The sequence below is a fragment of the Actinoplanes oryzae genome (assembly GCF_030757795.1).
Lineage (GTDB): Bacteria > Actinomycetota > Actinomycetes > Mycobacteriales > Micromonosporaceae > Actinoplanes.
Window position 1 is genome coordinate 21,912 of sequence record NZ_JAUQWH010000029.1, and the last position, 24,002, is coordinate 45,913.

The 24,002-nt window shown below is 73.7% G+C and carries 20 protein-coding genes; 10 read left to right on the forward strand and 10 right to left on the reverse strand.

Annotation, left to right across the window (positions count from 1 at the left end):
- Positions 1–98 precede the first annotated feature (98 nt).
- Both RBH18_RS12695 and RBH18_RS12700 read left to right on the forward strand, forming a co-directional pair.
- Positions 99–2,783, forward strand: coding sequence for a S9 family peptidase (locus RBH18_RS12695; RefSeq protein ID WP_306207161.1), 2,685 nt, complete (start codon positions 99–101; stop codon positions 2,781–2,783).
- A gap of 49 nt (positions 2,784–2,832) precedes the next feature.
- Complete coding sequence (locus RBH18_RS12700; protein ID WP_306207163.1) at positions 2,833–3,834, forward strand: Gfo/Idh/MocA family oxidoreductase; 1,002 nt, start codon at positions 2,833–2,835, stop codon at positions 3,832–3,834.
- A 3-nt stretch (positions 3,835–3,837) separates the two neighbouring features.
- On the opposite strand, the gene RBH18_RS12705 is transcribed toward RBH18_RS12700, so the two are convergent.
- Positions 3,838–4,644, reverse strand: coding sequence for an SAM-dependent methyltransferase (locus RBH18_RS12705; protein WP_306207166.1), 807 nt, complete (start codon positions 4,642–4,644; stop codon positions 3,838–3,840).
- Positions 4,645–4,720: 76 nt separating this feature from the next.
- Complete coding sequence (locus RBH18_RS12710) at positions 4,721–5,308, reverse strand: hypothetical protein (protein WP_306207169.1); 588 nt, start codon at positions 5,306–5,308, stop codon at positions 4,721–4,723.
- A 100-nt stretch (positions 5,309–5,408) separates the two neighbouring features.
- Here RBH18_RS12710 and RBH18_RS12715 point away from each other — a divergent pair, with 100 nt between their 5' ends.
- Positions 5,409–7,598 carry a glycoside hydrolase family 9 protein gene (locus RBH18_RS12715; RefSeq protein ID WP_372338905.1) on the forward strand — a complete coding sequence of 730 codons (2,190 nt, stop codon included), beginning with the start codon at positions 5,409–5,411 and terminating at the stop codon, positions 7,596–7,598.
- Here RBH18_RS12715 and RBH18_RS12720 read toward each other — a convergent pair.
- Entirely contained in the window at positions 7,589–8,143 is a 555-nt protein-coding gene (locus RBH18_RS12720) for a pyridoxamine 5'-phosphate oxidase family protein (RefSeq protein WP_306207171.1), read from the reverse strand. The two genes, RBH18_RS12715 and RBH18_RS12720, sit on opposite strands and share 10 nt — an antisense overlap.
- A 110-nt stretch (positions 8,144–8,253) precedes the next feature.
- On the opposite strand from RBH18_RS12720, the gene RBH18_RS12725 reads away from it, so the two are divergent.
- Positions 8,254–10,755 carry an alpha-L-arabinofuranosidase C-terminal domain-containing protein gene (locus tag RBH18_RS12725; protein WP_306207174.1) on the forward strand — a complete coding sequence of 834 codons (2,502 nt, stop codon included), beginning with the start codon at positions 8,254–8,256 and terminating at the stop codon, positions 10,753–10,755.
- Positions 10,752–11,780 carry a glycoside hydrolase family 43 protein gene (locus tag RBH18_RS12730; protein WP_306207177.1) on the forward strand — a complete coding sequence of 343 codons (1,029 nt, stop codon included), beginning with the start codon at positions 10,752–10,754 and terminating at the stop codon, positions 11,778–11,780. The genes RBH18_RS12725 and RBH18_RS12730 overlap by 4 nt, the downstream gene beginning before the upstream one ends.
- Here the strand turns inward: RBH18_RS12730 and RBH18_RS12735 are convergent.
- Positions 11,777–12,628, reverse strand: coding sequence for a hypothetical protein (locus RBH18_RS12735; protein ID WP_306207179.1), 852 nt, complete (start codon positions 12,626–12,628; stop codon positions 11,777–11,779). The genes RBH18_RS12730 and RBH18_RS12735 overlap by 4 nt on opposite strands.
- Positions 12,629–12,750: 122 nt before the next feature.
- On the opposite strand from RBH18_RS12735, the gene RBH18_RS12740 reads away from it, so the two are divergent.
- From RBH18_RS12740 to copC, 4 genes are all read left to right on the forward strand, one after another.
- Positions 12,751–12,948: a hypothetical protein gene (locus tag RBH18_RS12740; RefSeq protein WP_306207181.1), complete on the forward strand. Its 198-nt coding sequence runs from the start codon at positions 12,751–12,753 to the stop codon at positions 12,946–12,948.
- Positions 12,949–13,040: 92 nt separating this feature from the next.
- Entirely contained in the window at positions 13,041–15,134 is a 2,094-nt protein-coding gene (locus RBH18_RS12745; RefSeq protein WP_306207183.1) for an ATP-binding protein, read from the forward strand.
- Positions 15,135–15,313: 179 nt separating this feature from the next.
- Positions 15,314–16,054: a hypothetical protein gene (locus RBH18_RS12750; RefSeq protein ID WP_306207185.1), complete on the forward strand. Its 741-nt coding sequence runs from the start codon at positions 15,314–15,316 to the stop codon at positions 16,052–16,054.
- Positions 16,055–16,226: 172 nt separating this feature from the next.
- Complete coding sequence (gene copC / locus RBH18_RS12755) at positions 16,227–16,856, forward strand: copper homeostasis periplasmic binding protein CopC (protein ID WP_306207187.1); 630 nt, start codon at positions 16,227–16,229, stop codon at positions 16,854–16,856.
- Between the two features lie 83 nt (positions 16,857–16,939).
- Here copC and RBH18_RS12760 read toward each other — a convergent pair whose 3' ends face one another.
- From RBH18_RS12760 to RBH18_RS12775, 4 genes are all read right to left on the reverse strand, one after another.
- On the reverse strand, positions 16,940–17,494 hold the full coding sequence (locus RBH18_RS12760; RefSeq protein ID WP_306207189.1) for a GNAT family N-acetyltransferase: 555 nt from the start codon (positions 17,492–17,494) through the stop codon (positions 16,940–16,942).
- 63 nt (positions 17,495–17,557) lie between these two features.
- Entirely contained in the window at positions 17,558–18,319 is a 762-nt protein-coding gene (locus tag RBH18_RS12765; RefSeq protein WP_306207191.1) for a hypothetical protein, read from the reverse strand.
- Positions 18,320–18,447: 128 nt separating this feature from the next.
- Positions 18,448–19,275, reverse strand: coding sequence for a M55 family metallopeptidase (locus tag RBH18_RS12770; RefSeq protein WP_306207193.1), 828 nt, complete (start codon positions 19,273–19,275; stop codon positions 18,448–18,450).
- A complete protein-coding gene (locus tag RBH18_RS12775; protein WP_306207195.1) occupies positions 19,272–20,444 on the reverse strand; it encodes an MFS transporter in 1,173 nt (390 codons plus the stop codon). Before RBH18_RS12775 ends, RBH18_RS12770 begins: the two co-directional genes overlap by 4 nt.
- Positions 20,445–20,537: 93 nt before the next feature.
- Between RBH18_RS12775 and RBH18_RS12780 the strand changes: the two genes are divergently transcribed.
- Positions 20,538–21,452: a LysR family transcriptional regulator gene (locus RBH18_RS12780; protein WP_306207197.1), complete on the forward strand. Its 915-nt coding sequence runs from the start codon at positions 20,538–20,540 to the stop codon at positions 21,450–21,452.
- Here RBH18_RS12780 and RBH18_RS12785 read toward each other — a convergent pair whose 3' ends face one another.
- Entirely contained in the window at positions 21,453–22,649 is a 1,197-nt protein-coding gene (locus tag RBH18_RS12785) for a 4-hydroxybenzoate 3-monooxygenase (protein ID WP_306207199.1), read from the reverse strand.
- A gap of 40 nt (positions 22,650–22,689) precedes the next feature.
- On the reverse strand, positions 22,690–23,934 hold the full coding sequence (gene fdhA / locus RBH18_RS12790; RefSeq protein WP_306207201.1) for a formaldehyde dehydrogenase, glutathione-independent: 1,245 nt from the start codon (positions 23,932–23,934) through the stop codon (positions 22,690–22,692).
- Between the last annotated feature and the right edge of the window lie 68 nt (positions 23,935–24,002).

A 24,002-nucleotide genomic window follows, 5' to 3' on the forward strand; every position in this document is an offset into this window, starting at 1 on the left:
CGGCAGCCTATGACATGCCGGACACCCGGGCAGCAATGGGACAGGCGGTGTTTCGAGGGACATCGACGTCGTTGCATGGGTTCGATAGACACGGGCGCATGCGCAGACTTCTCATGCCGGCCGCGCTCGCCGCGGCCCTGGTGATCGGCGCCGCCGGGCCGGGCTGGGCGGCGCCCTCGCCGTCCACGCCGCCGTCCGCCGCGGCGCTGCCCGAGGGCTGGTCCGCCGGCGCCGGGCGGCTCGTCTGGCGGGCCGGTGAGCGGGTGCCGATGGGCGACGCCGCCGTCGAGTTCTGGTCCGGGGGCCGGTTGCTCGGCCGGCCGCGGCCCGCCGCCGACCAGCGGACCTTCACCCTCGACACGGGTACGGCCCCCGACCCGGCCACGCTCGAGGTGCGCGCCGGCGGGCGGCGGATCGACGTGCCCGCCCCGCGGACGCGCCGCAGCGCCACGGTGCCCGCGCTCGCCCAGCAGCCCGCCCACACCGTCGATCCCGGGGTGCGGGGCAGGTACCAGACCGTCACCGGCGAGTACGACCTGCCGGGCGTCCAGCTGCCCGAGTTCCCCGCGAAGGTCGAGATGCGCGCCGTCGTCGTCGCGCCGAAGGGGGCGCCCGGGAAGCGGCCGCTGGCGCTCTTCCTGCACGGGCGGCACTCGGTCTGCTACGGCGAGCCGACGGAGGAGCCGGACGCGGCGTGGCCGTGCCCGGCGGGGATGCTGCCGATCCCGAGCTACCGCGGCTACCTGGAGGCCCAGGAGCTGCTCGCGTCGCAGGGCTACGTGACGGTGTCGATCTCGGCCAACGGCATCAACGGGCAGGACTACGCGGCCGAGGACGGCGGGGCCCAGGCGCGCTCGTCGCTGGTCCGCCTGCACCTGGCGAAGTGGGCGGACTGGGCCGGCCCGCAGCGCGGCTCGGCCCCGGCGATCGTCCGCACGGCGCCCCGCGCTGACCTGGGGAAAGTCTTCCTGATGGGGCACTCGCGGGGTGGCGAGGGCGTCAGCCGCGCCGCCATGGACACGCTGACCCCGCCGCCCGCGGCCCAGGACGGCTACCACGGCAAGGTGCGGTGGACGATCCGCGGCATGCTGCTCATCGGGCCGACCATCTTCGGTCACAACACCGTGCCGGACGTGCCGTCGGCGACGATCCTGCCCGGCTGTGACGGCGACGTGTCCGACCTGCAGGGGCAGCTCTTCATCGACGAGACGCGCGGCGTGAGCCGGGGCAAGGCCCTGCACAGCAGCCTGTACGTCGTCGGCGCCAACCACAACTACTTCAACACCGAGTGGACGCCCGGGCAGGCCGTGGCGCCCGCGAACGACGACTGGTTCGACGAGGAGGATCCGGTGTGCGGGCCCGGCGCCCCGACCCGGCTGACCGCGGCCCAGGAGCAGACCGTGGGCGCGACCTACATCGCCGCCGCCGCGCGTCTCTTCGTCACCGGGGACGACCGGGTGCGGCCGCTGCTCGACGGCAGTGGCGTCCGGGCGCCCTCGGCCGGTCCGGCCCGGGTGCTCAGCCACGCGCTCGGCGGCGTGCGGACCCCGGCGGTGCTGCCCGACGCCTCGGTGCGCGCGGCCGGCGGCGCGCGGATCTGCGAGCAGGTGACCAATGATCCCGCGAAGTCCTGCCTGGATCCGGAGTCGTACCTCGACCGCTCGATCCACTTCACCACGCTCTACGGTGCGGTGCCCGAGCCCGGCCGGTACGCCGCCGCGCTCGCCTGGTCCGCGACCGGCCGGACGATGACCCTGGCGCCGAAGGGGGCCACCTCGCTCGCCGGTGCCAAGGATCTGGCGCTGCGGCTGGCCGTCCCGCCGAACACCACCGGCACCCGGCTCGGCGTGACCATTGTCGACAAGTCCGGCAGGCGCACGCCGCTCGGGGACGTGACGGTCAACGGCCTCCCCGCCTCCGACAACATCGCCGCGCACTGGGCGCAGGAGGTGCGCGTACCCCTGAAGGGTTTCCGGGGGTCGCTCGCGAAGCTGGAGCTGACCTCGCGGACGGCGAGCGGGCAGGCGTGGCTGATCGACGCGTGGGGCTGGCGTCCCGGCACGCCGGACCCGCGGGAGACCGGCCTGCCGCGCATCGACGTCGGCGGGCTCACCGTGGACGAGGGTGACTCCGGCACGCGCACCTACCAGGTCCCGGTGAAGGTGACGGGCTCCGGCGGCGGGCAGCTGCGGTTCATCCTGCTCGACACCCTGACGTGGGAGCCGAAGTCCTGGGTGGCGACCGTCCGGCCGGGCACGCGCACGCTGCGGGTGCCGGTCGATGTCGTCGGCGACACCCTGTGGGGCGAGGGCGAGGGCCTGATCCTGGCCGCCAAGGCCGAGCGTGGCCTGGTCGTCGGCGACTGGATCGGCAACGTCGAGATCCGCAACGACGACCCTGAGCCGGCGATCACGCTCGCGCCCGTGGCCGACCGGGTCACCGAGGGCGGCACGCTGACGTGGCGCGTGTCGCTGTCGGCCCCGGCCGAGTCGTACGTCGGGACGTGGGCCACCCCGCATGCCCCGGCGAGCGGCACCGAACTGTCCAGCACCGACGTCGACCCGCAGTGGTTCCGCGACCAGACGGGCGAGGAGCCCGAGCCGGCCCGGCCGCTGTCCGAGACGTGGGTGCAGCCGTACGCCGTCTTCGAGCCGGGCACGACCACCACGGACCTGACCGTGCCCACGGTGGCCGACGGCGCGACCGAGGGCCCGGAGGTCGTCGAGCTGCACTTCGACGAGGAGAGCGGCCTCGGGACGGTCACCGGCACCGTGACGGACTGACTCTCTGCGCGGGCCCGGTGGTGCACCGGGCCCGCGTACCGTCCTCGCTGTGACCACTTTCGCGCTCGCCGGCTTCGGCTTCCGTGCCGCGACGATCCTGCGGGTCGCCCAGGCCGTGGGCCTGCACTGCGTCGGTGCGATCGTGCGCACCCCTCGCCCGCTCCCGGTGCCGGCCTACGCGCGGCTGGCCGACTGCCCACGCCCCGGCTTCGTCGTCACGGCGCTGCCCCGGACGGTGACTCCCTCGTTCGTCACCGCCGCGGTCGCGCTCGGCCTCCCCGTGCTCGCCGAGACGCCGCCGGCCCACGACCTCGCCGGCCTCCGGGCGCTCTGGGCCGCCGCCGGCGCCTCCGGCCTGGTGCAGATCGCCGAGCAGTACCTGCTCATGCCCACGCACGCCGCCCGCCGCGCCGCCGTCCGGTCCGGCATCATCGGCACGCCGACGCAGGTCCAGGTCTCCTCGACGCAGCAGTACCACGCGGTGTCCCTGATCCGCGGCCTGCTGGGTGCCGGTCAGGCCCCCGCATCCGTACGCGCGTCGCGTCACGTGGCGCCGCTGCTCGACCCGCTCGACCGCTCCGGCTGGGTCGCCGCCCCGGCCGTCGGGCCCGCCACCACGACGATCGCCACCCTGGACTTCGGCGGCGGCCGCTCCGGCGTCTACGACTTCACGACCAACCAGACGCGCAACCAGCTCCGCTTCCGGCGCCTGCTGATCCGGGGCAGCCACGGCGAGCTGCGGGACGACGAGCTGGTCCACCTGGCCGCGCCGCGCACGATCGCCCGCGTACGCCTGACCCGCGACGCCGGCACGATCACGCTCGGCGACCGGGTCCTCCACCGGGATCCGTACCCGGGCCTGCGCCTCAACGACGACGAGATCGCGACCGCGAGCCTGCTGTCCGCGATGGCCGCCTGGGTCGGCGGCTCGGGCCCGCCGCCCTACCCCCTGGCCGAGGGCCTGCAGGACCAGGCCCTCGCCCTGGCCGTCGACCAAGCCGCGGACACCGGCCGCGAGATCGTCACCGGCGTCGAGGCGTGGAGCGCCTAGGGATCAGCCGACGCGGCCGACGCCGCCGAAGAGGTAGACCTCCGGCTCGTCCGAGCCGGGGTCGGGGCGCCAGCGGGAGCAGGTCACGACGCCCGGGTCCAGGAGCTCCAGGCCGGTGAAGAAGCGTTCGAGCTCGGCCTTGGTCCGGGCGCGGATCGGGGTGCCGCCGCGCTCGGTGGTCTCGCGCATCACGCGCAGCATCGGCTCGCCGTGGATCTCCGCGGTGGAGTGGGTGAGCACGAGGTGGCTGCCGGCGGGCATCGCCTGCACCAGCTGCGCGACGGAACCGTACGCCACCTCGTCGTCCATGAGGTGGTTGACGACGCCGAGGAGCATGAGCCCGATCGGCCGGGAGAAGTCGAGCGTGCGCCGGGCGGCCGCGAGAATGGCCTCCGGGTCGCGCAGGTCGGCCTCGACGTAGTCGCACCGGCCCTCCGGCGTGCTGGCCAGCAGCGCCCTCGCGTGCGCCATGACGAGCGGGTCGTTGTCGACGTAGAGCACGCGGCTGCGCGGGTCGAGGGCCTGCGCGACCTCGTGGGTGTTGTCCGCCGAGGGCAGCCCGGTGCCGACGTCGAGGAACTGGCGGATGCCGGCCTCCTCGACGAGGAACTTGACGACGCGCTTGAGGAACGCACGCTCGGAGCGGGCCCCGACGGGGATGTCCGGGATGTGCGCGATCACCTCATCGCCGGCCGCGCGATCCGCCTCGAAGTTGTCCTTGCCGCCGAGCCAGTAGTTCCAGATCCGCGCCGAGTGCGGGACCGTCGTGTCCAGAATGGAGGTTGAGGGATGCGCTCGATCGTCGGTCATGAGAGGCATTCTCGCGCGCGGCGGGGGTGGTGCTGCAAGGGGGCGCCGGTTCCTGATCGCGGACCAGCTCAGGGGGTCACTGCCGGGCCGCCGGGCGGGCGCGGAGCACGAGGGCCACGGCGCCGGCCGCGACGGCGGCCCAGAGGGTCGCGGTGGCGGGCCCGGCGACGGGACTCTCGGCCGGGGCGGGCAGGGCCACGCGGGCTGCCGCGGCGGCGGCCAGCGCGGCGAGGCCGGCGAGGAGGCCGGCCGGGCCCGGGCGGCGGGCCAGGGCGCCGAGGATGCCGGTGACCGGCCCGACGACGAGGCTCAGGGCGAGCCAGGCGGGGCGGACGTCGCCGGCGTGGAAGCCGCCGGCGAGGACGGCTTCCAGGCTGTCGTAGACCAGTGATGCGGTGACCGTGGCGATGGCCCCGGCCAGGGCCGCGACGGCGAGGCCGCACCGGGCGGCGAGCCAGCCGGCGCCGGCGCCGAGGACGATCCAGGCCGGGGCCGAGTCGAGCAGGAGGTTGACGTACTCGGCGGCCTGGGCGGCGGGGCTGCGGTCGGCTCGGGCCAGGCCCACCTCGCCCATGGCGACCGGCAGGTGGTTGGCGACGGCGGCCGCCGCGGCCAGGACGGCGCCGAGGGTGGCCGCGACGGCTATCGATCTTGCGGTGCGCATCGGGTCAGCGTAGGGGAGTGTTTCGGGTGTGTTGACAGCGCGTGACGCGAGCCGCAGCATATGGGCTGTTGTCGATGGAAGCGTTCCCAGGGGGTTGGCCGTGGTGCGTGCGCTGGGTGCTGTCGTGGTGCTCCTCGTGGCCGGAGCGGCCGGAGCGGTCGCCCCGGCGGCCGGGGCCGAAGCCGCCGAGGAGCGGGAGCTGCTGGTCAACGGCGGCTTCGACGGCGGGACCTCCCCGTGGTGGTACAGCTCCGGGACGATCGAGGCCCGCGCCGGCCAGGCCTGTGTCACCGTGCCGGGCGGCACCGCGAACAAGTGGGACGTGTCGCTCGGGCAGAGCGGGCTCGCGCTCGTCGCCGGGGAGAACTACCGGTTCAGCTTCCGGGCGTCGTCGAGCCCCGGCGGCCAGGTCGTCCGGGCGATCACCGGGCTCGGCGTCGCGCCCTACGACACGTACTTCGAGGCTTCTCCCGCCCTGACGACGGACCCCGCGAGCCATGCGTACGTCTTCACCGCGCCGACCAGCACCGACCAGGCGCAGGTGGCGTTCCAGGTCGGCGGCGGCGCGGATCCGTGGGAGTTCTGCGTGGACGACGTGTCGCTGGTCGAGGGCGTCCCGCCGGAGGTCTACGAGCCGGACACCGGCCCGCGCGTGCGCGTCAACCAGGTCGGCTATCTGCCCGGCGGGCCGCAGCGGGCCACCCTGGTCACCGACAGCACGACGCCGCTGCCGTGGGAGGTGCGCACCGCGGCCGGCCGGGTCGCGGCGCGGGGGACGAGCACCCCGCGCGGCGTGGACGTCTCCTCCGGCGAGAACGTGCACACCATCGACATGGGATCCCTCAAGGCCGGCGCCGGATACACGCTGACCGCCGACGGGGACACCAGCCGGCCCTTCGACGTCGGGAAGCGGATCTACGACCAGCTGCGCACCGACGCGCTGAAGTTCTTCTACACCCAGCGCAGCGGCATCGCGATCGACGACACCCTGCGCCCCGGGTACGGCCGCCCGGCCGGCCACGTCGACGTCGCACCCAACCGGGGCGACGGGGCCGTGCCGTGCCAGCCCGGCGTCTGCGACTACACCCTGGACGTGCGCGGCGGCTGGTACGACGCCGGCGACCACGGCAAGTACGTCGTCAACGGCGGCATCTCGACGTGGCAGGTGCTCAGCGCCTACGAGCGGAACCACGTCACCACCGCGCTGAGCATCCCGGAGAGCGGCAACCGGATCCCGGACGTGCTCGACGAGGCGCGGTGGGAGCTCGACTTCCTCCTGCGGATGCAGGTGCCGGCCGGGCAGCCGTACGCCGGCCTGGTCCACCACAAGATCCACGACGCGGCCTGGACCGGGCTTCCCCTGCTCCCGCACCTGGATCCGCAGCAGCGTGAGCTGCATCCCGTCTCGACCGCCGCGACCCTGAACCTGGCGGCGACCGCCGCCCAGGCCGCCCGCGTCTACCGGCGCTTCGACCCGGCCTTCGCGGCCCGGGCGCTGAGCGCCGCGCGCACCGCCTTCGCCGCGGCCGAGGCCCACCCGGCCCTGCTGGCGCCCGAGAGCGACGGCGTCGGCGGCGGCGCCTACAACGACACCGACGTGCGCGACGACTTCACCTGGGCCGCCGCGGAGCTGTACCTGACCACCGGCGACAACTCCTACGCCCGGTGGATCGAGCTCCCGGAGTTCGGGCCGGGCGCCTTCGACTGGGCGCGGACCGGGGTCGCCGGGCTGCTCGACCTGGCCGTGCTGCCGAACAAGCTGCCGCAGCGCCCGGCGATCCGGGCGGCCGTGCTCCGCGGCGCCGACCAGTACCTCGCCGTCCAGCGGCAGCACCCGTACGGCATCCCCTACGCCCCGGCGAACAACAGCTGGGACTGGGGATCCAACAGCGTCATCCTCAACAACACGGTCGTGCTCGCCACCGCGTACGACCTGACCGGCCGGGCGCAGTACCGCGACGCCGTGCTCGAGGCGATGGACGCGATGCTGGGCCGCAACGCGCTCAACCAGTCCTACGTCACCGGGTACGGCGAGGTCAGCTCGCACCGTCAGCACAGCCGCTGGTACGCCCGCCAGCTGGATCCCGCGTTGCCGGACCCGCCGGTCGGCTCGCTCGCCGGGGGTCCCAACTCGTCGATCCAGGATCCGTACGCGCAGAGCAAGCTCACCGGCTGCGTCGGCCAGTTCTGCTACATCGACGACATCCAGTCGTGGTCCACCAACGAGCTCACGATCAACTGGAACTCCGCGCTCGCCTGGGTGGCGTCCTACGTGGTGAATCAGTCGTGAAAGGCGGGCAGCCCGTCGATGCTGGTGGCGTTCTTCGCGCGCCGGTAGTCCGCCAGCTTCGCCGGGCTGCGCCGCTCGCTCCAGCGGAGCAGGGTGTCGCGGTCGCCCTCGTAGGCCATCAGCGGCACCGAGTAGCCGCAGGAGTCGCTGACCCGGTGCACGTCGACCACGACCACCGACCGGGCGCCGTGCGTGTCGGGGGCGTCCGGGAAGCGGGCCAGCAGCGCCGGGAAGCCGGGGTCGGTCAGTGGCACGACCCGCCCGGTGCCGTGCAGCCGGACGATGTTCGGCGGCCCCTGGAACGCGCAGAACATGATCGTGATCCGGCCGTTGTCGGCCAGGTGGGCGGCGGTCTCCGCGCCGCTGCCGTGGAAGTCCAGGTACGCCACCTCGTGCTCGCCGAGCACCGCGAAGGTGCCGCCCATGCCCTTCGGCGAGACGTTGACGTGCCCCTCCGGCCCGCTCGGCGCCGTGGCGACGAAGAACATCGGCTGCTTCTCGACGAACGTCCGCAGCCGCCCCGTGATCCCCTCATGCACCTTCATGGGATCGACCCTATAACTGCACGGCGTAACACAGTCGTTGACTAGCCGTAACGCATCGAACATAATCACTGCGTCTGCCGAAGTGTTAGCGCTCACATCGGAGTGATCCCATGACCTACGCCCGGCCGTTGCTGGGGCTGTCGACCGCAGCCCTGCTGGCCGTCACGCTGACGGGCGCGGCGCCCGCCCAGGCCGCCGACCCCGGCTACACGATCACCGTCGACACCACTGCCTCCGGCCCCGAGATCAACGACCGCATGTACGGGGTCTTCTTCGAGGACATCAACTACGCGGCCGACGGCGGGCTCTACGCCGAGCTGGTCCGCAACCGATCGTTCGAGTTCCTGCCCGCCGACAACGGCTCGTTCACCGGCCTGACCGCGTGGACGCCCACCGGCACCGGCGGCACGGCCACCACTGTCAACGACGCCGCCCGGCTCAACGAGCGCAACCGGACCTACCTGAGGCTCGATCTGACCGGCGGCGGATACGGCGTCACCAACTCCGGATACAACACCGGCCTGCCGCTGACCAAGGGCGCCCGCTACGACTTCTCGGTCTGGGCGCGCACGTCCGCGGCCGCCGGGACGACGCTGACCGTCGGCCTCACCGGGACACCGGCGCGAGCCCTGAGGATCCGCGGCGACGCGTGGCGCAAGTACACCCTGTCGATCGCGGCCGGGCAGACCACGGACGCCGGCCGGATCACCGTCGTGGCGGGCGGCGCGGGCACCGTACGGCTGGACGAGGTCTCGCTCTTCCCCCGCGACACCTACCAGCACCGCGCGAACGGGCTGCGCCGCGACCTCGCCGAGAAGATCGCCGCGCTGCACCCGGGCTTCGTGCGCTTCCCGGGCGGCTGCCTGGTCAACACCGGCAGCATGGAGGGCTACGACGCGGCGAGCGGCTTCCCGCGCGCCCGCTCCTACCAGTGGAAGGACACCGTCGGCCCGGTCGAGACCCGGGCGACCAACGCCAACTTCTGGGGCTACAACCAGTCGTACGGCCTGGGGTACTACGAATACTTCCAGTTCGCCGAGGACATCGGCGCCATGCCGCTGCCCGTCGTGCCCGCGCTCGTCACCGGCTGCGGCCAGAACCGGGCCACCCTGGACGAGGCCCTGCTGCAGCGGCACATCCAGGACACCCTCGACCTCATCGAGTACGCCAACGGGCCGGTCACGTCGACGTGGGGCAAGCTGCGCGCCCGCTCCGGGCACCCCCGGCCGTTCGGCCTGACGCACGTGGCGGTCGGCAACGAGGAGAACCTGCCCGAGGAGTACTGGGCCAACTTCGTGAAGTTCCGCGCCGCGATCGAGGCCCGTTACCCCGGGATCACGGTGGTGTCCAACTCCGGTCCGGACGATCAGGGTGCCACGTTCGAGAACCTGTGGGCCAAGAACAGGGCCGCCGGCGTCAAGATGGTCGACGAGCACTACTACAACAGCCCGACCTGGTTCCTGCAGAACAACAAGCGCTACGACGCGTACGACCGCAGTGGCCCGAAGGTCTTCCTCGGCGAGTACGCCTCGCAGGACGCCAAGCTGTTCAACTCGTTGTCCGAGGCGGCCTACATGACCGGGCTCGAGCGCAACGCCGACGTGGTGCGGATGGCCTCCTACGCGCCGCTGCTCGCCAACATCGACAACGTCCAGTGGCGCCCGGACCTCATCTGGTTCGACAACGACGAGTCGTGGGGCTCGACGAGCTACCAGATGCAGAAGCTGTTCATGACCAACGTGGGCGACCAGGTCGTGCCGAGCACGGCCACCGGCGACGTCGTGCAGCCCCGGCCGATCACCGGCGCGGTCGGGCTGTCGACCTGGCGTACGGCCGCCACCTATGACGACGTGCGGGTGACCCGTCCCGACGGCAGCCTGCTGTACGCCGACGACTTCGGCGACGGCAACGCGGACGGCTGGACGCCGGTGACGCAGCGGGGGTCCTGGTCGGTGACGAACGGGGCGTACGCCCAGACCGACACCGCCGCCGAGGACACCATGGTCAAGGCGGCCACGATCACGGACACCGACTACGACCTGAGCGTCAAGGCGACCAAGACCGCCGGCGACGAGGGCTTCCTGGTGGCCTTCGGGATCCAGGAGACCGGCCAGTTCTACTGGTGGAACCTCGGCGGCTGGAACAACACCCAGGGCGCGGTCGAGAAGGGCTTCACCAGCGCCAAGGAGCAGCTGCTCACCAAGCCGAACAGCGTCGAGACCGGGCGCACGTACGACCTGCGGGTCTCGGTCCGCGGCACGCACGCCGACCTCTACCTCGACGGGCAGCTGTGGGGCAGCTTCGACGACGACAAGGTCACCGAGCCGTTCGCCCAAGTCGTCACCCGCGACGTCGCGAGCCACGAGCTCATCGTCAAGGTGGTCAACGCGCAGGACACCCCGGCCGTCACCCGGGTGGACCTGGGCCGGGCACGCGTGGCCGCCACCGGCACCCAGACGGTGATCACCGGCGACCCGGGCGAGCAGAACACCCGTACCGCCGAGCCGATCCAGCCCGTCACCTCCCGGGTCACCGGGCTGGGATCCACGTTCACCCGCACGTTCCCCGCGAACTCCGTCACGTTCCTCAGGTTGAAAGAGAGGTCCCGATGAGGATCAGCCGCCGAAGCCTGATGCGCGGAGGCCTGGCCGTGGCCGGGGCGGGCGCCCTGGCCCTGCCCGAGGCCGCCACCGCGGCGACCACCCCGCCGCTGATCAGCCAGCGCGCCGACCCGTTCATCACCCCGCGCGTCAACGGCACCTACTACTTCACCGGATCCGTGCCCGAGTACGACCGGATCGCCATCCGCGGCGCGGCCACGATCAGCGGCCTGGGATCCGCGGCCGAGACCGTGGTGTGGCGCCGCCCCGCGACCGGCACGATGGGCGGCCACATCTGGGCGCCCGAGCTGCATCGCATCGACGGCAAGTGGTACGTCTACTTCGCCGCGGGGGACAAGGACGACGTCTTCCGGATCCGCATGTACGTCCTCGAGTCCTCCCGCGCGGACCCCCGGGATCCCGCCGGCTGGGGCGCCCCGCGCAAGATCGTGACCGAGTGGGACAGCTTCGCGCTGGACGCCACCACCTTCGCCCACCGCAACCGCCGCTATCTGATCTGGGCGCAGAGCGAGCCGGAGATCGCGGTCAACTCCAGCCTCTACATCGCGTCGCTGGCCAACCCGTGGACCCTGTCCTCCAAGCCGGTGCGCATCGCCACGCCCACCCGCAGCTGGGAGATCCAGGGCTACAAGGTCAACGAGGGCCCGGCGGTGATCGTCCGCAACGGCAAGGTCTTCGTGTCCTTCTCGGCCAGCGCCACCGACGCCCGCTACTGCGTCGGCCTGCTGTCCGCCTCCGCGGACGCCGACCTGCTGCGCAACGCCTCCTGGACGAAGAACCCCAACCCCGTGTTCGTCACCAGCACCACCACCGGCCAGTACGGCCCCGGACACAACCAGTTCACGGTCGCCGAGGACGGCGTCACGGACGTCCTCGTCTACCACGCCCGCGACTACCGCGACATCACCGGCGACCCGCTCTACGACCCGAACCGCCACACCCGGGTCCAGCGCCTCACCTGGAACGCCGATGGCACCCCCCACTTCGGCATCCCGCAGGGTGGGGCGTCGATCTAGATCCGCCCGTACGAGCGGAGCGTCCGCAGCGCCTGGAGGGTGACCATGCCACGCCACTCCAGGCGCGCGGCCGTGCCCGGGGGCTCCCAGGTGATCGGCCAGCCGCCGTCCTTCTCCTGGGCGGCGGCGAGGTGGTCCAGGTGGGCCTCGAGGTCCGCGGCCGGGAACAGCCCGCGCCACGGCGAGCCGGCCGCCGGGGCGATGTGCAGCGGCGTGAGGCCGTACTCGCCGGGGGTGGGCCGGGCCTGGAACATGGAGTGCGCCCGCAGGCGCTCCAGGAGGGCGGGCGCGGCCTGCTCGGCGCGCGGGCGGTCCGGGACGTGGGCCAGGAAGACGAACATCTCCGCCAGGGCGTGCACCTCGTCGGGGACCTCGGCCCGCCAGCACCACTCGGTGGCTGCCGTACGCCACGGGTGGTCGAAGCCGAGCTGGTGCAGCAGGCCGGCCAGGCCCGCGGTCGGGTTGACGCCCGGCTCGTACGTCCACTCCGTCCAGTGCTCCGCCCGCGGATACCGCTCGATGACCGGGAAGGCGAGCGGCACCGCGCCACCGGGAGCGGCGATGCGTGCCAGGTGGTCGCAGGCGGATCCCAGCAGCTCCGGATCGGGCGCGCCGGCGGCGGCGAGGGACTGGAGGGCGATCTCGGTGTAGATCGGCAGGCTCGCCGGGCAGCGGGTGTCCGGCTCGAGGCCGTGGCCGAAGCCGCCGTCCTCGTTGCGGTGGGCGCGCAGGGCGGCGACCACACCGGCCGGCGAAGCGCCCCGGAAGAGGGTCGCGAAGAGGCGGCGCTCCAGCAGGCGCGCCTCGGTCGTCAGGAAGCGCTCGGCGGCGTCGAAGTCAGCTGTCATGCCCCCGACCGTAGGGCCCCGCCGGGCCGGGGTCTTGAACGAATCGGACGCGCCGGGGATTAAGCTCGATCACGGACGAGGGGACGGACCCGTACCCTCGAAGCGGCGCGGGAGGAGCGGTAGTGGATCCCGCGCAGCCGAGGAAGCGCAGAGGGCCCCGCAAGCTCAGCCCGCACCGCATGGCCCTGGCCCTCGCGCTGGTCTCCACGGCGCCCCCGCTGATCATGCGTTACGGCTGGCCGGGCGTGCTCGCGGCGATCGCCGCCGTGGCGTACGCGGTGTATCTGATCGGTGGCAAGAAGTGGCCCTGGTCGCGGTGATACCTCGCCCGAAGTAACACTCTGGACAGCGGTTCGATCAATAAACCGACAAGATCGAACTCGATGTGACAAAGCCCCCTAGCATTCCGGCCGTGCGACATTGGGGGGAACCGGACCACGCCGTGCCCGATCGGACGGCTCCGGACGAGAGTGGACGAGCGGCGCCCGGGGGCGGGCTGCTGGCCGGCCGGCTGCGCGAGTCGCGGAGCCGCGCCTTCGTGGGCCGGGGCGCCGAGCTGGCCGTGCTGCGCGCGGCGCTGGCGGGGGAGCCCGGCTCGGCGACGGTGTTCGCGCTGACCGGGCCCGGGGGAGTCGGCAAGACCACGCTGCTGCGGCGCTTCGCGGACGAGGCCGGGGCGGCGGGGCGTACGGTGATCGAGGTCGACGGCGCCGCGATCGAGCCGGCGCCGGCCGCCTTCGAGGCCGCCGCGAGCGCGGCGCTCGCCGAGCCGGCCGGGGTGCTGCTGATCGACTCGTTCGAGCAGTGCCAGGGGCTCGGGCCGTGGCTGCGCGACAGGTTCCTGCCCCGGCTGCCGGCGGGGGCGCTGGTGGTCATCGCCGGGCGCCGGCCGCCGGACCCGCGGTGGACCGCCGACCTGGCCTGGTCGGAGCTGCTGCGGGTGATCGAGCTGCACGACTTCACCCGGGCGGAGGCCGTGGACCTGCTGACCCGCCGGGGCATCCCGGAGTCCCTGCACGAGCCGGTCATCCGCTTCGCGGGCGGCCACCCGCTGGCGCTGAGCCTGGCCGCCGTGGTCGCGGGCCGCTCGGGCGCCGCCGGGCACTGGGAGCCGGGGCCCGGCGTGCTGACCGCGCTGGTGGAGGAGTTCGCCGGCGCCGTGGAGTCCGACGCCCACCGGCTCGCCCTCGGCGTCCTCGCCCACGCGCCCAGCACCACCGAGGACCTGCTGCGCGCCGTCGCCGGGGAGCGCGCCGCCGAGCTGTTCGACTGGCTGCGCGCCCAGCCGTTCACCGAGTCGCACGCCGGCGGCCTCACCGCCCACCGGGTCGTGCGCGGGGTGGTCGACCAGCACTACCGCTGGCGGGACCCGTCCAGCTACGCGGCGATGCACCGCGCGATCGTCACCCACCTCGCCGAGCACGCCCGCCGCTCCACCGGGGGCGCTGCCGTGCCCGCCGTCCGCGCGCTCTACCAGCTCATCAGCCCCGATCACACGGTGGCGCCCGAGCTGGAGGACGAGCACACCGGCGACTTCTACGCCGCGCCGCTGACCCCGGCCGACACCGAGGTGGTGCTGCGGCTCGCCCGGGAGGCCGGCGGCGCCGGGGCGGTGGACGTGGTCCGGCACTGGCTCGACCGGCAGCCCGAGGCGTTCCGGGTGTTCCGCGGCACCGCCGGCGGGGCGGTGGCCGCCAGCGGCGCGGCCCTGCTGCTCGACCGTCCCGACCCGGTCGACGTGGCCGCCGACCCGGCCGTCGCCGCCGCCTGGCGCGCCGTCGCCGGCCGGGGCCCGCGCCCGGGGGAGCGGATCTGCGTCTCGTGCTTCCACTTCCCGGTGCACGGCCGGCCCGCCGGCGTCGACGGCCTGCTGCGCCTGACGATCGCCGAGGACTGGCTGCTGACCGAGCGGGTGGCGTGGTCCTTCGTGCTCCTGGGCGCGGACAGCCCGCTGGGGCCGCTGCTCGAGCTGGGCGGGTTCGCGCGCGCCGGGGAGCCGGTCCGGCTGGGCGGGATCACCTTCCAGCTGTACGGCCACGACTGGCGCGAGATGCCGTACGACGCCTGGATCTCGCAGCTCAGCGACATCGCCCTGTACGGGCCGGCCGGGCGCCCGGGAGCCGAGCAGGGCGAGCTCGTGCTGGGCCGTGCGGAGTTCGACGCGGCCGTCCGCGACGCCCTGCGCGCGTGGCACAACCGGCCGGCGTTCCTGGGCAACCCGCTGCTCGCCACGCGCCTGGTGACGGCCGGGGTGCGCGGAGAGCCGGAGGTGGGCGAGCAGCGGCTGCGGGACCTGCTGGAGGAGACCGTCGACGCGCTGCGCGAGGACCCGAGGGAGAACAAGCTGCACCGGGCGCTCGCCACCACGTACTTCCACAAGGTCCCCACGCAGGAGGCCGCCGCCGAGCGTCTCGGGCTGCCCTTCAGCACCTATCGCCGGCACCTCACGCGGGGCCTGGACCGGGTCGCCGCGGCCCTCTGGGAACGCCGGTCGACCGCGCCGTGAACACTGTGTGTCATGGTCATGTTTCGGAGGGCGGATCGACGGAGTGGTGTTGGTAACAGTTTTGAGCTGGTGGGAGGGGTCGTGCCTTGGTGTCCGAAATGAGTCCGTAACGCCCCCGCTATTCTTCTGACCGCTACCGACCGTCACGAGCGGTCCGGGGCGACGGGGAAGGGGCGGAGATGCGGAACAGGTCGATCAAGGCGAGCGTGGCTGCCCTCGTGGTGGCCGGCGGGCTGCTCTCGGGCTGTGGCGGCACCGACGGCGGGAGCACCACGGCGCCCGGTGCGGCGGCCGCGCCCTCGGAGGAGGGCAACGGCGTCGCGGCGCTCGAGCCGGCCGAGATCCTCAGCCGCAGCAAGGCGGCGGTCGGCAAGGCCGGGTCCTACACGCTGTCCGGCACCCTGCGCGACGGCGCCGAGGAGCTGACCCTCGACCTGGCGGTGGGCGGCACCGACCTGGTCGGCAACGTCCTCGTCGGCTCCGGCCGGGTGCAGCTGCTGCGGGCCCACGGCAAGGACTACGTACGGCCGGACGCCGCGTTCCTGGCCGCGACCGGCAACGCCAAGAAGGCCGACGCCATGGTCGCCGAGCTCGGCGACAAGTGGGCCCTGGTGCCCGCGACCAACCAGACCTACGCGAGCCTGTTCGCCCTGGCCGACGCCGACCAGCTGCTCACCGCCACCGGCACCCTGACCAAGGGCGTCGAGGGCGAGATCCACGGCACCCCGGCGGTCGGGCTGGTCGACAGCGCCGACGGCGGCGTGCTCTACGTGGCGACCAGTGGCGAGCCGTACCCGCTGAGCCTGCAGAGCAAGGACGCCGAGCAGGGCTCGCTGACCTTCAGCGGCTTCGGCGCCGAGGTCGAGGGCGCCACGCCGCCCGCCACCACGCAGGTGATCGACCTGGCGGAGCTGGGCTGAGAAACGTCGCGGCCGCATCCACCTCGCACAGCCGGGCCGAGAAGCGTCGCGGCTGCATCGGTCTCGCACAGCTGGGCTGAGGAAGGTCACGGCCGCATGGACCTGGCGGAGCTGGGCTGAGAATCGTCGCGGGCGCCGGGAACTTTCCGGGCCCGGCGAGCGACCAGTCCGCGTGAGAAACCGACGCCGCCTCAGTCTCCTGCCGCTGCTCCTGGCCGCCTGCGCCGCCTTCGTGCTGCCCGGCTCGCCCGCCTGGGCCCACGCCCAGCTCACCTCCTCCACCCCGGAGGAGGACGCCACGGTCAAGAAGGCGCCCGCCGAGATCACGCTGAAGTTCAGCGAGCGCCTCAACCCCGATTTCACCACGATCGTGCTCAGCGACGCGGCGAAGCGGAAGGTCGGCGCCGACGGTCCGGAGGTCGACGGGCGCGAGGGCACGCTGACCCCGGCGGAGCCGCTGGCCAACGGGACGTACACGGTCGCGTACCGGGTGGTGTCGGTGGACGGGCACACCGTGCAGGGGTCGTACTCGTTCACCGTGGCCGACCCGTCCGCCACGGCTGCCCCGGCGCCGTCGGCCACCTCCGCGGCCCCGGAAGCATCGGCCACGTCCGCGGCTCCCGCCCCGGTGGCGTCGGCGGCGGCCTCGGCGGCTCCGGCGACGGTGCCGCTCGCCGAGGAGTCCGCGGAGGACGACGGGGTTCCGGCGGGCGTGCTCGTCGGGATCGGGGTCGTGGCCCTGCTCCTCGTCGCCGGGGCCGGCTATTTCTGGCTGAGCCGGCGCCGTGGCCCCGCCGCCTGAGGGGGCGCCGTGGCCCCGCCGCCTGAGCGGGTGCCGGGCCGGCCGGCCTGCCGAGTTGGTGCCGGGGTCTCGCGGCCCGCGGGTCACCAGCCCAGGTCGGCTCGCACCAGGGAGTAGACGCCGAGGTCGACCCGGCCGGCGTGGGTGTGGCCGGCGCTGCGCGCGACGCCCTCGAAGGTGAAGCCGGCCTTCTCGGCGACGCGCTGCGCGGCGACGTTGCCGGCGGCCGCGGTCAGCTCGACCCGGTGGATCAGCTCGTGGCCGAGCGCCCACGCGGCCAGCACCTCGACGGCCTCGGTGGCGTAGCCGCGGCCCCGGCAGTCCGGCGCCATCCAGCAGCCGATCTCCGTGGTGCCGCGGGGCCACGAGGTCTTCTTGAGGTGCACGCACCCGGCGAGCAGGTCGGTGAGCGGATCGGCCATCGCCAGCTGCAACCCGTCCCCGGCGGTCCGGCGCGCCTCGGCCTCCTCGTGGCACCACCAGAGCGCCAGCGCCTCGGTGAACGGGCGGGGCATCGGCAGCCACCGCTGCGTCTCGCGGTCCGAGCAGGCGAACCACACCCGGGCGGCGTCCTCCGGCGCGAACGGCCGCAACCGCAGCCGCGGCGTCGTCAGGACCGTGCGGGGGAAGACGACCACGGCCGCTCCTCCGGCAGGGGGGTGGCCCGGGCGTCCTCGTCCACCGGGCCACCGTACTCCGGATCAGTCCTGCAGATCCGCGAGGTCGAGCACCTCCTCCGCCGGCGGCGTCTCCATCCCGGCGAACGGCTCCCCGAAGTCGCTGAAGGTCATCGCGCCGTCCGACGCCTTCTCGGCCTCGATGCGCAGCGGGTACGGCTCCCCGACCGTCGCCACGTACATGGTGCCGCGGTCGGATCCCCCGGTGACCAGGCCGATCGCCGGAGTGCCGGCAACCTCCTTCTCGGCGCCCTTGGTCACCTTGCCGTCCGGCTCGAGCAGCTCGTCGACATTGGCCGGCGCGAACAGCTCGGCCATGTCCTTCTCGTCCTCGGGCACGAGCACCCACCGGTCGCCGATCAGCTGGGCCATCGCCTTGCCCTGCTTGGCGTCGCCGGTGGTCATCGTCCAGAAGGCCTGGTCCGCCCGCATGTACTGCTTCCCGCCGACGGCCAGCAGCTCCACCGTGGCCCGGTCGAACGACATCTCCCCGGCCAGGTCCTTCCCGGCCACCTTGAAGTCCAGCTTCATCGGCTGCCCGTCCTGCACGATGTCGCCCTTGAGCCGGTACGAGCCGGCGGCCCGCAGCGCCGTCTTCGCCTTCGCCAGGATCGCGTCGGCCCCGAGCTCCGCCACCCCGTTGTCCGCGGGAGCCGCCGACGTGCTCACCGCCGGCGCCGGCGCGCCCGCATTCCCGCCGCCGCCGTCGGAGTTGCCGCAGCCCGCCAGCGCCGCCCCGGCCAGCGCCAGCACGGCCACGCCGCCCTTGATCGATCGCGTCCCCATGAGAGTGCCCCTTCCCGCCCGCCCGTGAAGCCCCGGGCCGGTCGGAGCGCCCGGGGAGCTGCCCAACATAGCGGGCCCCCGTGCCCCGGACCGCCCCGATGGTGCGCCCTGTCGGGAAGCCGACCAGCTCAGGAGGGCTTGATGCCCGCAAGGTGGACCACGAGCAGCACGACCCGGTACGCCTCGGCGACGTCCGCCGCCGTGCAGGAGATCGTGCGCCCGCCGCCGGTCCGCGTCACGCCGGGCACGAGGGTGGCCAGGTCGACCGCGAGGGGACTCCCGACGTCCACTTCGACGTGGACCGGGCCGGGGATCGCGAACGGCGCGATCTCCGCGCGGTGGGTGACGGCTTCGGCGGCGGCGCGGCGCAACTCCTCGCGGACGGCGGCGGGGTGGCGCGTGATCGCGGCGGTCTGGCCGATGGCCTGTTTGACGGCCACGGTGACCGCGCCGGGAACGAGGGAGCGCAGCTCGGCGCACGCCTGGTCATCACCGCTGAGCAGCACGACAGGCGCTCCGAAGTGGCCGGCCGTCGCGGCGTTCAGACCGATCTCGCCGTACGGCCGGCCGTTGACCCGTACCTCGAGGATGTCGCCGCTCATCGTGTGGGCCAGGACGGCCGGACCGGCACCCGCGCGGGCGTGGAAGCCGACGAACAGCACGGCGTCGGTCGCCTCGTCGAGGCCGTCCAGCATGCCGTGGGGCCGGGGTTTGCCGCGCACCAGCAGGGCCCGGCGGTCGAGGTCCTCGGGCAGGATGTTGCGGAAGGAACCGTGCGCGTCGGTGACCAGGACCTCGGCGGCGGGATCCGCGTCGAGCACGCCGGCGACCACCGCGTTGACCTCGGCGGTCATGAGGGCGCGTCCGCGCTCGTAGTCGTACCTGCCGGGTTGGATCTCGCTCTGGTGCACGACGCCGGAGATGCCCTCCAGGTCGGCGGAGATCAGCACTCTCATACGCGCAGTCTAGGAAGCAACAGCGGCGTGGCGAGGAGGAGCAGCCCGGCGGCGGCGATGGCGGTGCGGAGGCCGGCGACGCCCGCGAGCCAGCCCCAGACGGCGGTCAGGGCGGCGACGCCGGCGTTGCTGGAGACCGACCACGCGGTCAGGGCGCGGGCGACGCGGTCGGGCGCGATCCGGTCCAGGCGGTGGGTGGCGAGGACCGGGTTGTAGACGCCCATGCAGGTGACCAGGGCGAACTGCACGGCGAGGACCAGGACGAGCCCGCCGGTGCCCGGGCCCGGAAAGGCCAGGCCGAGCGGCCAGCAGACGCGCAGGACCCCGGCGGCCCGCAGGACCCGGTGCCGGCCGTAGCGGGCGACCAGCGGCGGGGCCAGCCGGGAGCCGAGCAGGCCGCCGAGGCAGGGCGCGCCGAAGGCCAGGCCGTACTGCCAGGGGGCGAAGCCGAGCCGGTCGAGCAGCAGGACGGCGACCAGCGGCGAGGTGGCCATGATCAGGCCGTTGACCGCGACCGAGTTGGCGTACAGCAGGCGCAGCTCGCGATGGCGGAGGAGGTGCCGCCATCCGTCGAGCAGGGAGCCGGCCGGCCGCCGGTCCACCGTGCCTTCCGGGAAGCGGATCGCGCGCAGGCCCAAGGCCGACAGCAGGTAGCTGACCGCGTCGGCGGCCACCGTGACCACCGGGCCGAGCAGGCCGATCGCGGCCGTGCCGAGCGGCGGGCCGACGAGCGTGGCCGTCCAGGTGGTGGCCTCGAAGCGGCCGTTCACGGCGAGCAGGACGTCGCGGGGCACCAGGCTCTTCAGGAAGGCGCCGCTCGCCGCCCGGGAGGCGATGCCGGCCGCGGCGGTGACGATCGACACGGCCACGAGGTGGGCCAGGGTCAGCGACCCCAGGGCGTACGCGGCGGGCACGCTCGCCAGCGCGGCGAACCGCACGAGGTCCATGGTCACCATGACCGGCCGCTTCGGGCGCGCCTCGATCCAGGGCCCGAGCAGCACCGCGACGAGCGCCCCGGCGGCCGGTCCCGCGGCCGCGAGCAGGGCCACCCCGGCCGGGCCGGCGTGCAGCACCAGCACCGCGATCAGGGCGAACGCGCCGAAGCCGAGCCACGTGCCGAAGGTGCTCACCGTGTACGCGGCCCACAGCCACCGGATGTCCCTCTCCACGCCGAGCATGCAAGCAGCGGGCGGCGCGGGAGATCAAACAACCGCCACGCCGGGCGGCCACAACGCCCGGTTGTGCCGCTAGAGTCGCCCGCCGTGGACCTCGACGCCGTACGCACGTTCGTCGCCGCCGCGGAGGCGGGCCGCTTCCAGGAGGCCGCCGACGACCTGGCGATCACCCAGCAGGCGGTCTCCAAGCGCATCGCCACGCTGGAGCGCGGCCTCGGCGTGCGGCTGTTCGCCCGGACACCGCGGGGCGCCGCCCTGACCGTCGACGGCCAGGCGTTCCTGCCGCACGCGCGCGAGCTGCTGGCCGTGGCGGGGCGTGCGGCCGCCTCCGTGGCTCCCGGCCGCCGCCCGCTGCGCGTCGACGTGATCGCCTCCCGGCTGGCCACGGCGGGGATGCTGCGCGACTTCCACCGTACGCACCCCGCGGTCGACCTGACCGTGGTGACGCTGCACGACCTCGGCTCGGCCGTGGCGGCCCTGCGCAGCGGCGTGCTAGACGCGTCCTTCCGGGCCGTCGCCATGCCCGGCCTGCCGCTGCCGGACGACATCGCCTCGGTCCGCGTGCTCGACGAGCCGTTGCAGCTGCTGACCGGTCCGGCGCACGCCCTGGCGGCCCGCCGGTCGGTGCCGCTGGACCGGCTCGCCGGGCACCGCATCTGGATGCCGGGCATCGCCCCGGGCACCGAGTGGGCCGCCTACTACGCCGAGCTGCAGGCCGCCTTCGGACTCAGGATCGAGGCGACGGGACCCAACTTCGGCTCCGACGCGCTGCTCGACACCGTGGCCGGGACCCCGGCCCTGGCGACCTTCCTGGGCGAGCACACCCGGCTGGTGTGGCCCGCGGGTCACGACCTGCGCCGCATCCCGATCGTCGATCCCACGCCGGTCTATCCGCACTCCCTGCTGTGGCACCGGGACAACCCGCACCCGGCCCTGGACACCCTGCGCGCCCACCTCGCCGGGGGCCGGAGCGGCCGGCCGGGGACCTGGACGCCCGTCTGATCACGGCAGCGGGATGCCCACCTGCAGATCCGCGAAGGCGGCGGCCGCCGGGCCCGAGCTGAACAGCCGTTCGAGGCGGGCCAGGGCGAGCTTGCGCCGGAACGGTCCCGCGGCCGTGTCGTCGCCCGCGTCGTGCACCATCTCGCTGAACCACTTCGAGAAGTCCTGGTAGTCCCACGTGCGGCGCAGGCAGGTCGACGAGTACGCGGCCAGCGGCCCCTCGTCCCCGTCGCACAGCGCCGCCCCCAGCGCCTTGGCCAGCACGTACGCGTCGGCGAGCGCGAGGTTCATGCCCTTGGCGCCCATCGGGGTGATGATGTGCGCGGCGTCGCCGGCCAGGTGCAGGCGGCCGTAGGTCATCGGCTCGGCCACGTAGCTGCGCATCTCGACCAGCTCGCGCTCGGTGATGGCGCCCGCCGGCAGCGACCGGTCGCCGAGCCGCAGGCGCAGCTGCTGCCAGATGTGCTCGTCGGTCCACTGCCGCGGGTGGTCGGTGCCGGGCTGGTACTGCAGGTAGAAGCGGCTGGCGTGCGGGCCCCGCGCGTACTGCGCCGCGTAGCCGTGGCGGCTGATCGCGAAGAGCGGGTACTTCGGGGCGGGCGACGCGGCCATCAGGGTCAGCCAGCCGATGCCGTGGTCGTGGGTGTACTCGGTGAGGAACCCGTCGGGCACGCTGCGCCGGGACACGCCGTGGAAGCCGTCGCAGCCGGCCACGTAGGAGCAGCTGATGTCGTGGACGACGCCGGCCTCGTCGCGGTAGGTGACGTGCGGCGCGTCGCTCGCCAGGCCGTGCGGGGTGACGTCGGCGGCGGCGAAGCGCAGGTCGCCGTCCTCCTGCTCGGCGACGGCGAGCAGGCGCCGCACGAGCAGCTGCTGGGGGACCAGCCGGCCCGGGCGCCCGCCCGCCACGGCCGGGGTGTCGAAGAGGCGGCTCACGCCGTCGAGGCGGTACTCGGCCTGGCTCTCGTAGGGCGCGTCGGCGAGGACCTGGTCGGCGAGGCCGTACTCGTGGAAGATCTGCGCGCCGGGATGGTCGAGGATCCCGGCCCGCTGGCGTTGCTCGAGGTGCGCGCGCTCGCGGACCTCCAGGACCACGGAACGGATCCCCTCGCGGCGCAGGAGGGCGGCCAGGGTCAGCCCGGCGGGTCCCGCTCCGATGATCACGACCTGCGTTGCTTCGCGTACGGGCTCGGCCACGCGCCCACCGTACTGTATGGACGGTGGGCGCGCAGTGCCGTCAGTTCGCTCGTTTCGTGAGCCCGTGCGGGTCGAGGACGTACTTGCGGGCGGCGCCCTGGTCGAAGTCGCGGTAGCCCTGCGGCGCCTGGTCGAGCGGGATCGCGGTGGCGTTGACGTTCTTCGCGATGCTGACCCGGTCGTGCAGGATCGCCATCATGAGGTTGCGGTTGTACCGCATGACCGGGCACTGACCGGTGACGAAGGAGTGCGACTTCGCCCAGCCGAGTCCCAGCCGCAGCGACAGGGATCCCACCTTGGCGGCCTCGTCCACGCCGCCCGGGTCCCCGGTCACGTAGAGCCCCGGGATGCCGATCGCCCCGCCGGCCCGGGTCAGGTCCATGAGCGAGTTGAGCACCGTCGCCGGCATCTCGGTCCGCGCGTCCTCGCCGTGCCCGCGCGCCTCGAAGCCGACCGCGTCGACGGCCGCGTCCACGAGCGGCTGGCCGATGGCCGGGGCGGACGGTCCGAGGATCTGCTGCACCTGCTCGGCCGGGTCGCCCCGGGTCACGTCGACCGTCTCGCACCCGAAGCTGCGCGCCTGGGCCAGCCGCTCCTCGTTGAGGTCGCCGACGATGACCACGGCCGCCCCGAGCAGCCACGCCGAGGTGGCCGCCGCGAGCCCGACCGGTCCCGCCCCGGCGATGTAGACCGTGGATCCGGTGGTGACGCCCGCGGACACGCAGCCGTGGTAGCCGGTGGGGAAGATGTCGGTCAGCATCGCCAGGTCGAGGATCTTCTCCAGCGCCTGGTCGCGGTCGGGGAAGCGGAGCAGGTTCCAGTCGGCGTAGGGCACCAGGACGTACTCGGCCTGGCCGCCGACCCAGCCGCCCATGTCCACGTACCCGTAGGCGGAGCCGGGTCTGTCGGGGTTGACGTTGAGGCAGACGCCGGTCTTGCCCTCCTTGCAGTTGCGGCACCGGCCGCACGCGATGTTGAACGGCACCGAGCAGATGTCGCCCACCTTGACGTACTCGACGTCCGAGCCGACGTCGATCACCTCGCCGGTGATCTCGTGCCCGAGCACCAGGCCCTCCGGCGCGGTGGTGCGCCCGCGGACCATGTGCTGGTCGCTGCCGCAGATGTTGGTGGCGACCGTGCGCAGGATCGCGCCGTGCGGGGTGCGCCGTCCGATGTTGGCCTTGTTGACGCCGGGGCCGTCCTTCATCTCGTACGCCGGGTAGTCGATCTCGCGCACCTCGACGCGGCCCGGGCCCTCGTACACGACTGCTCTGTTGGCTGGCATCGTTGCCTCCCTCAATCGTTACGCCCATGTTTCTCGGCGCGCACGGCAAAGAGAACCGTCGATGTTGG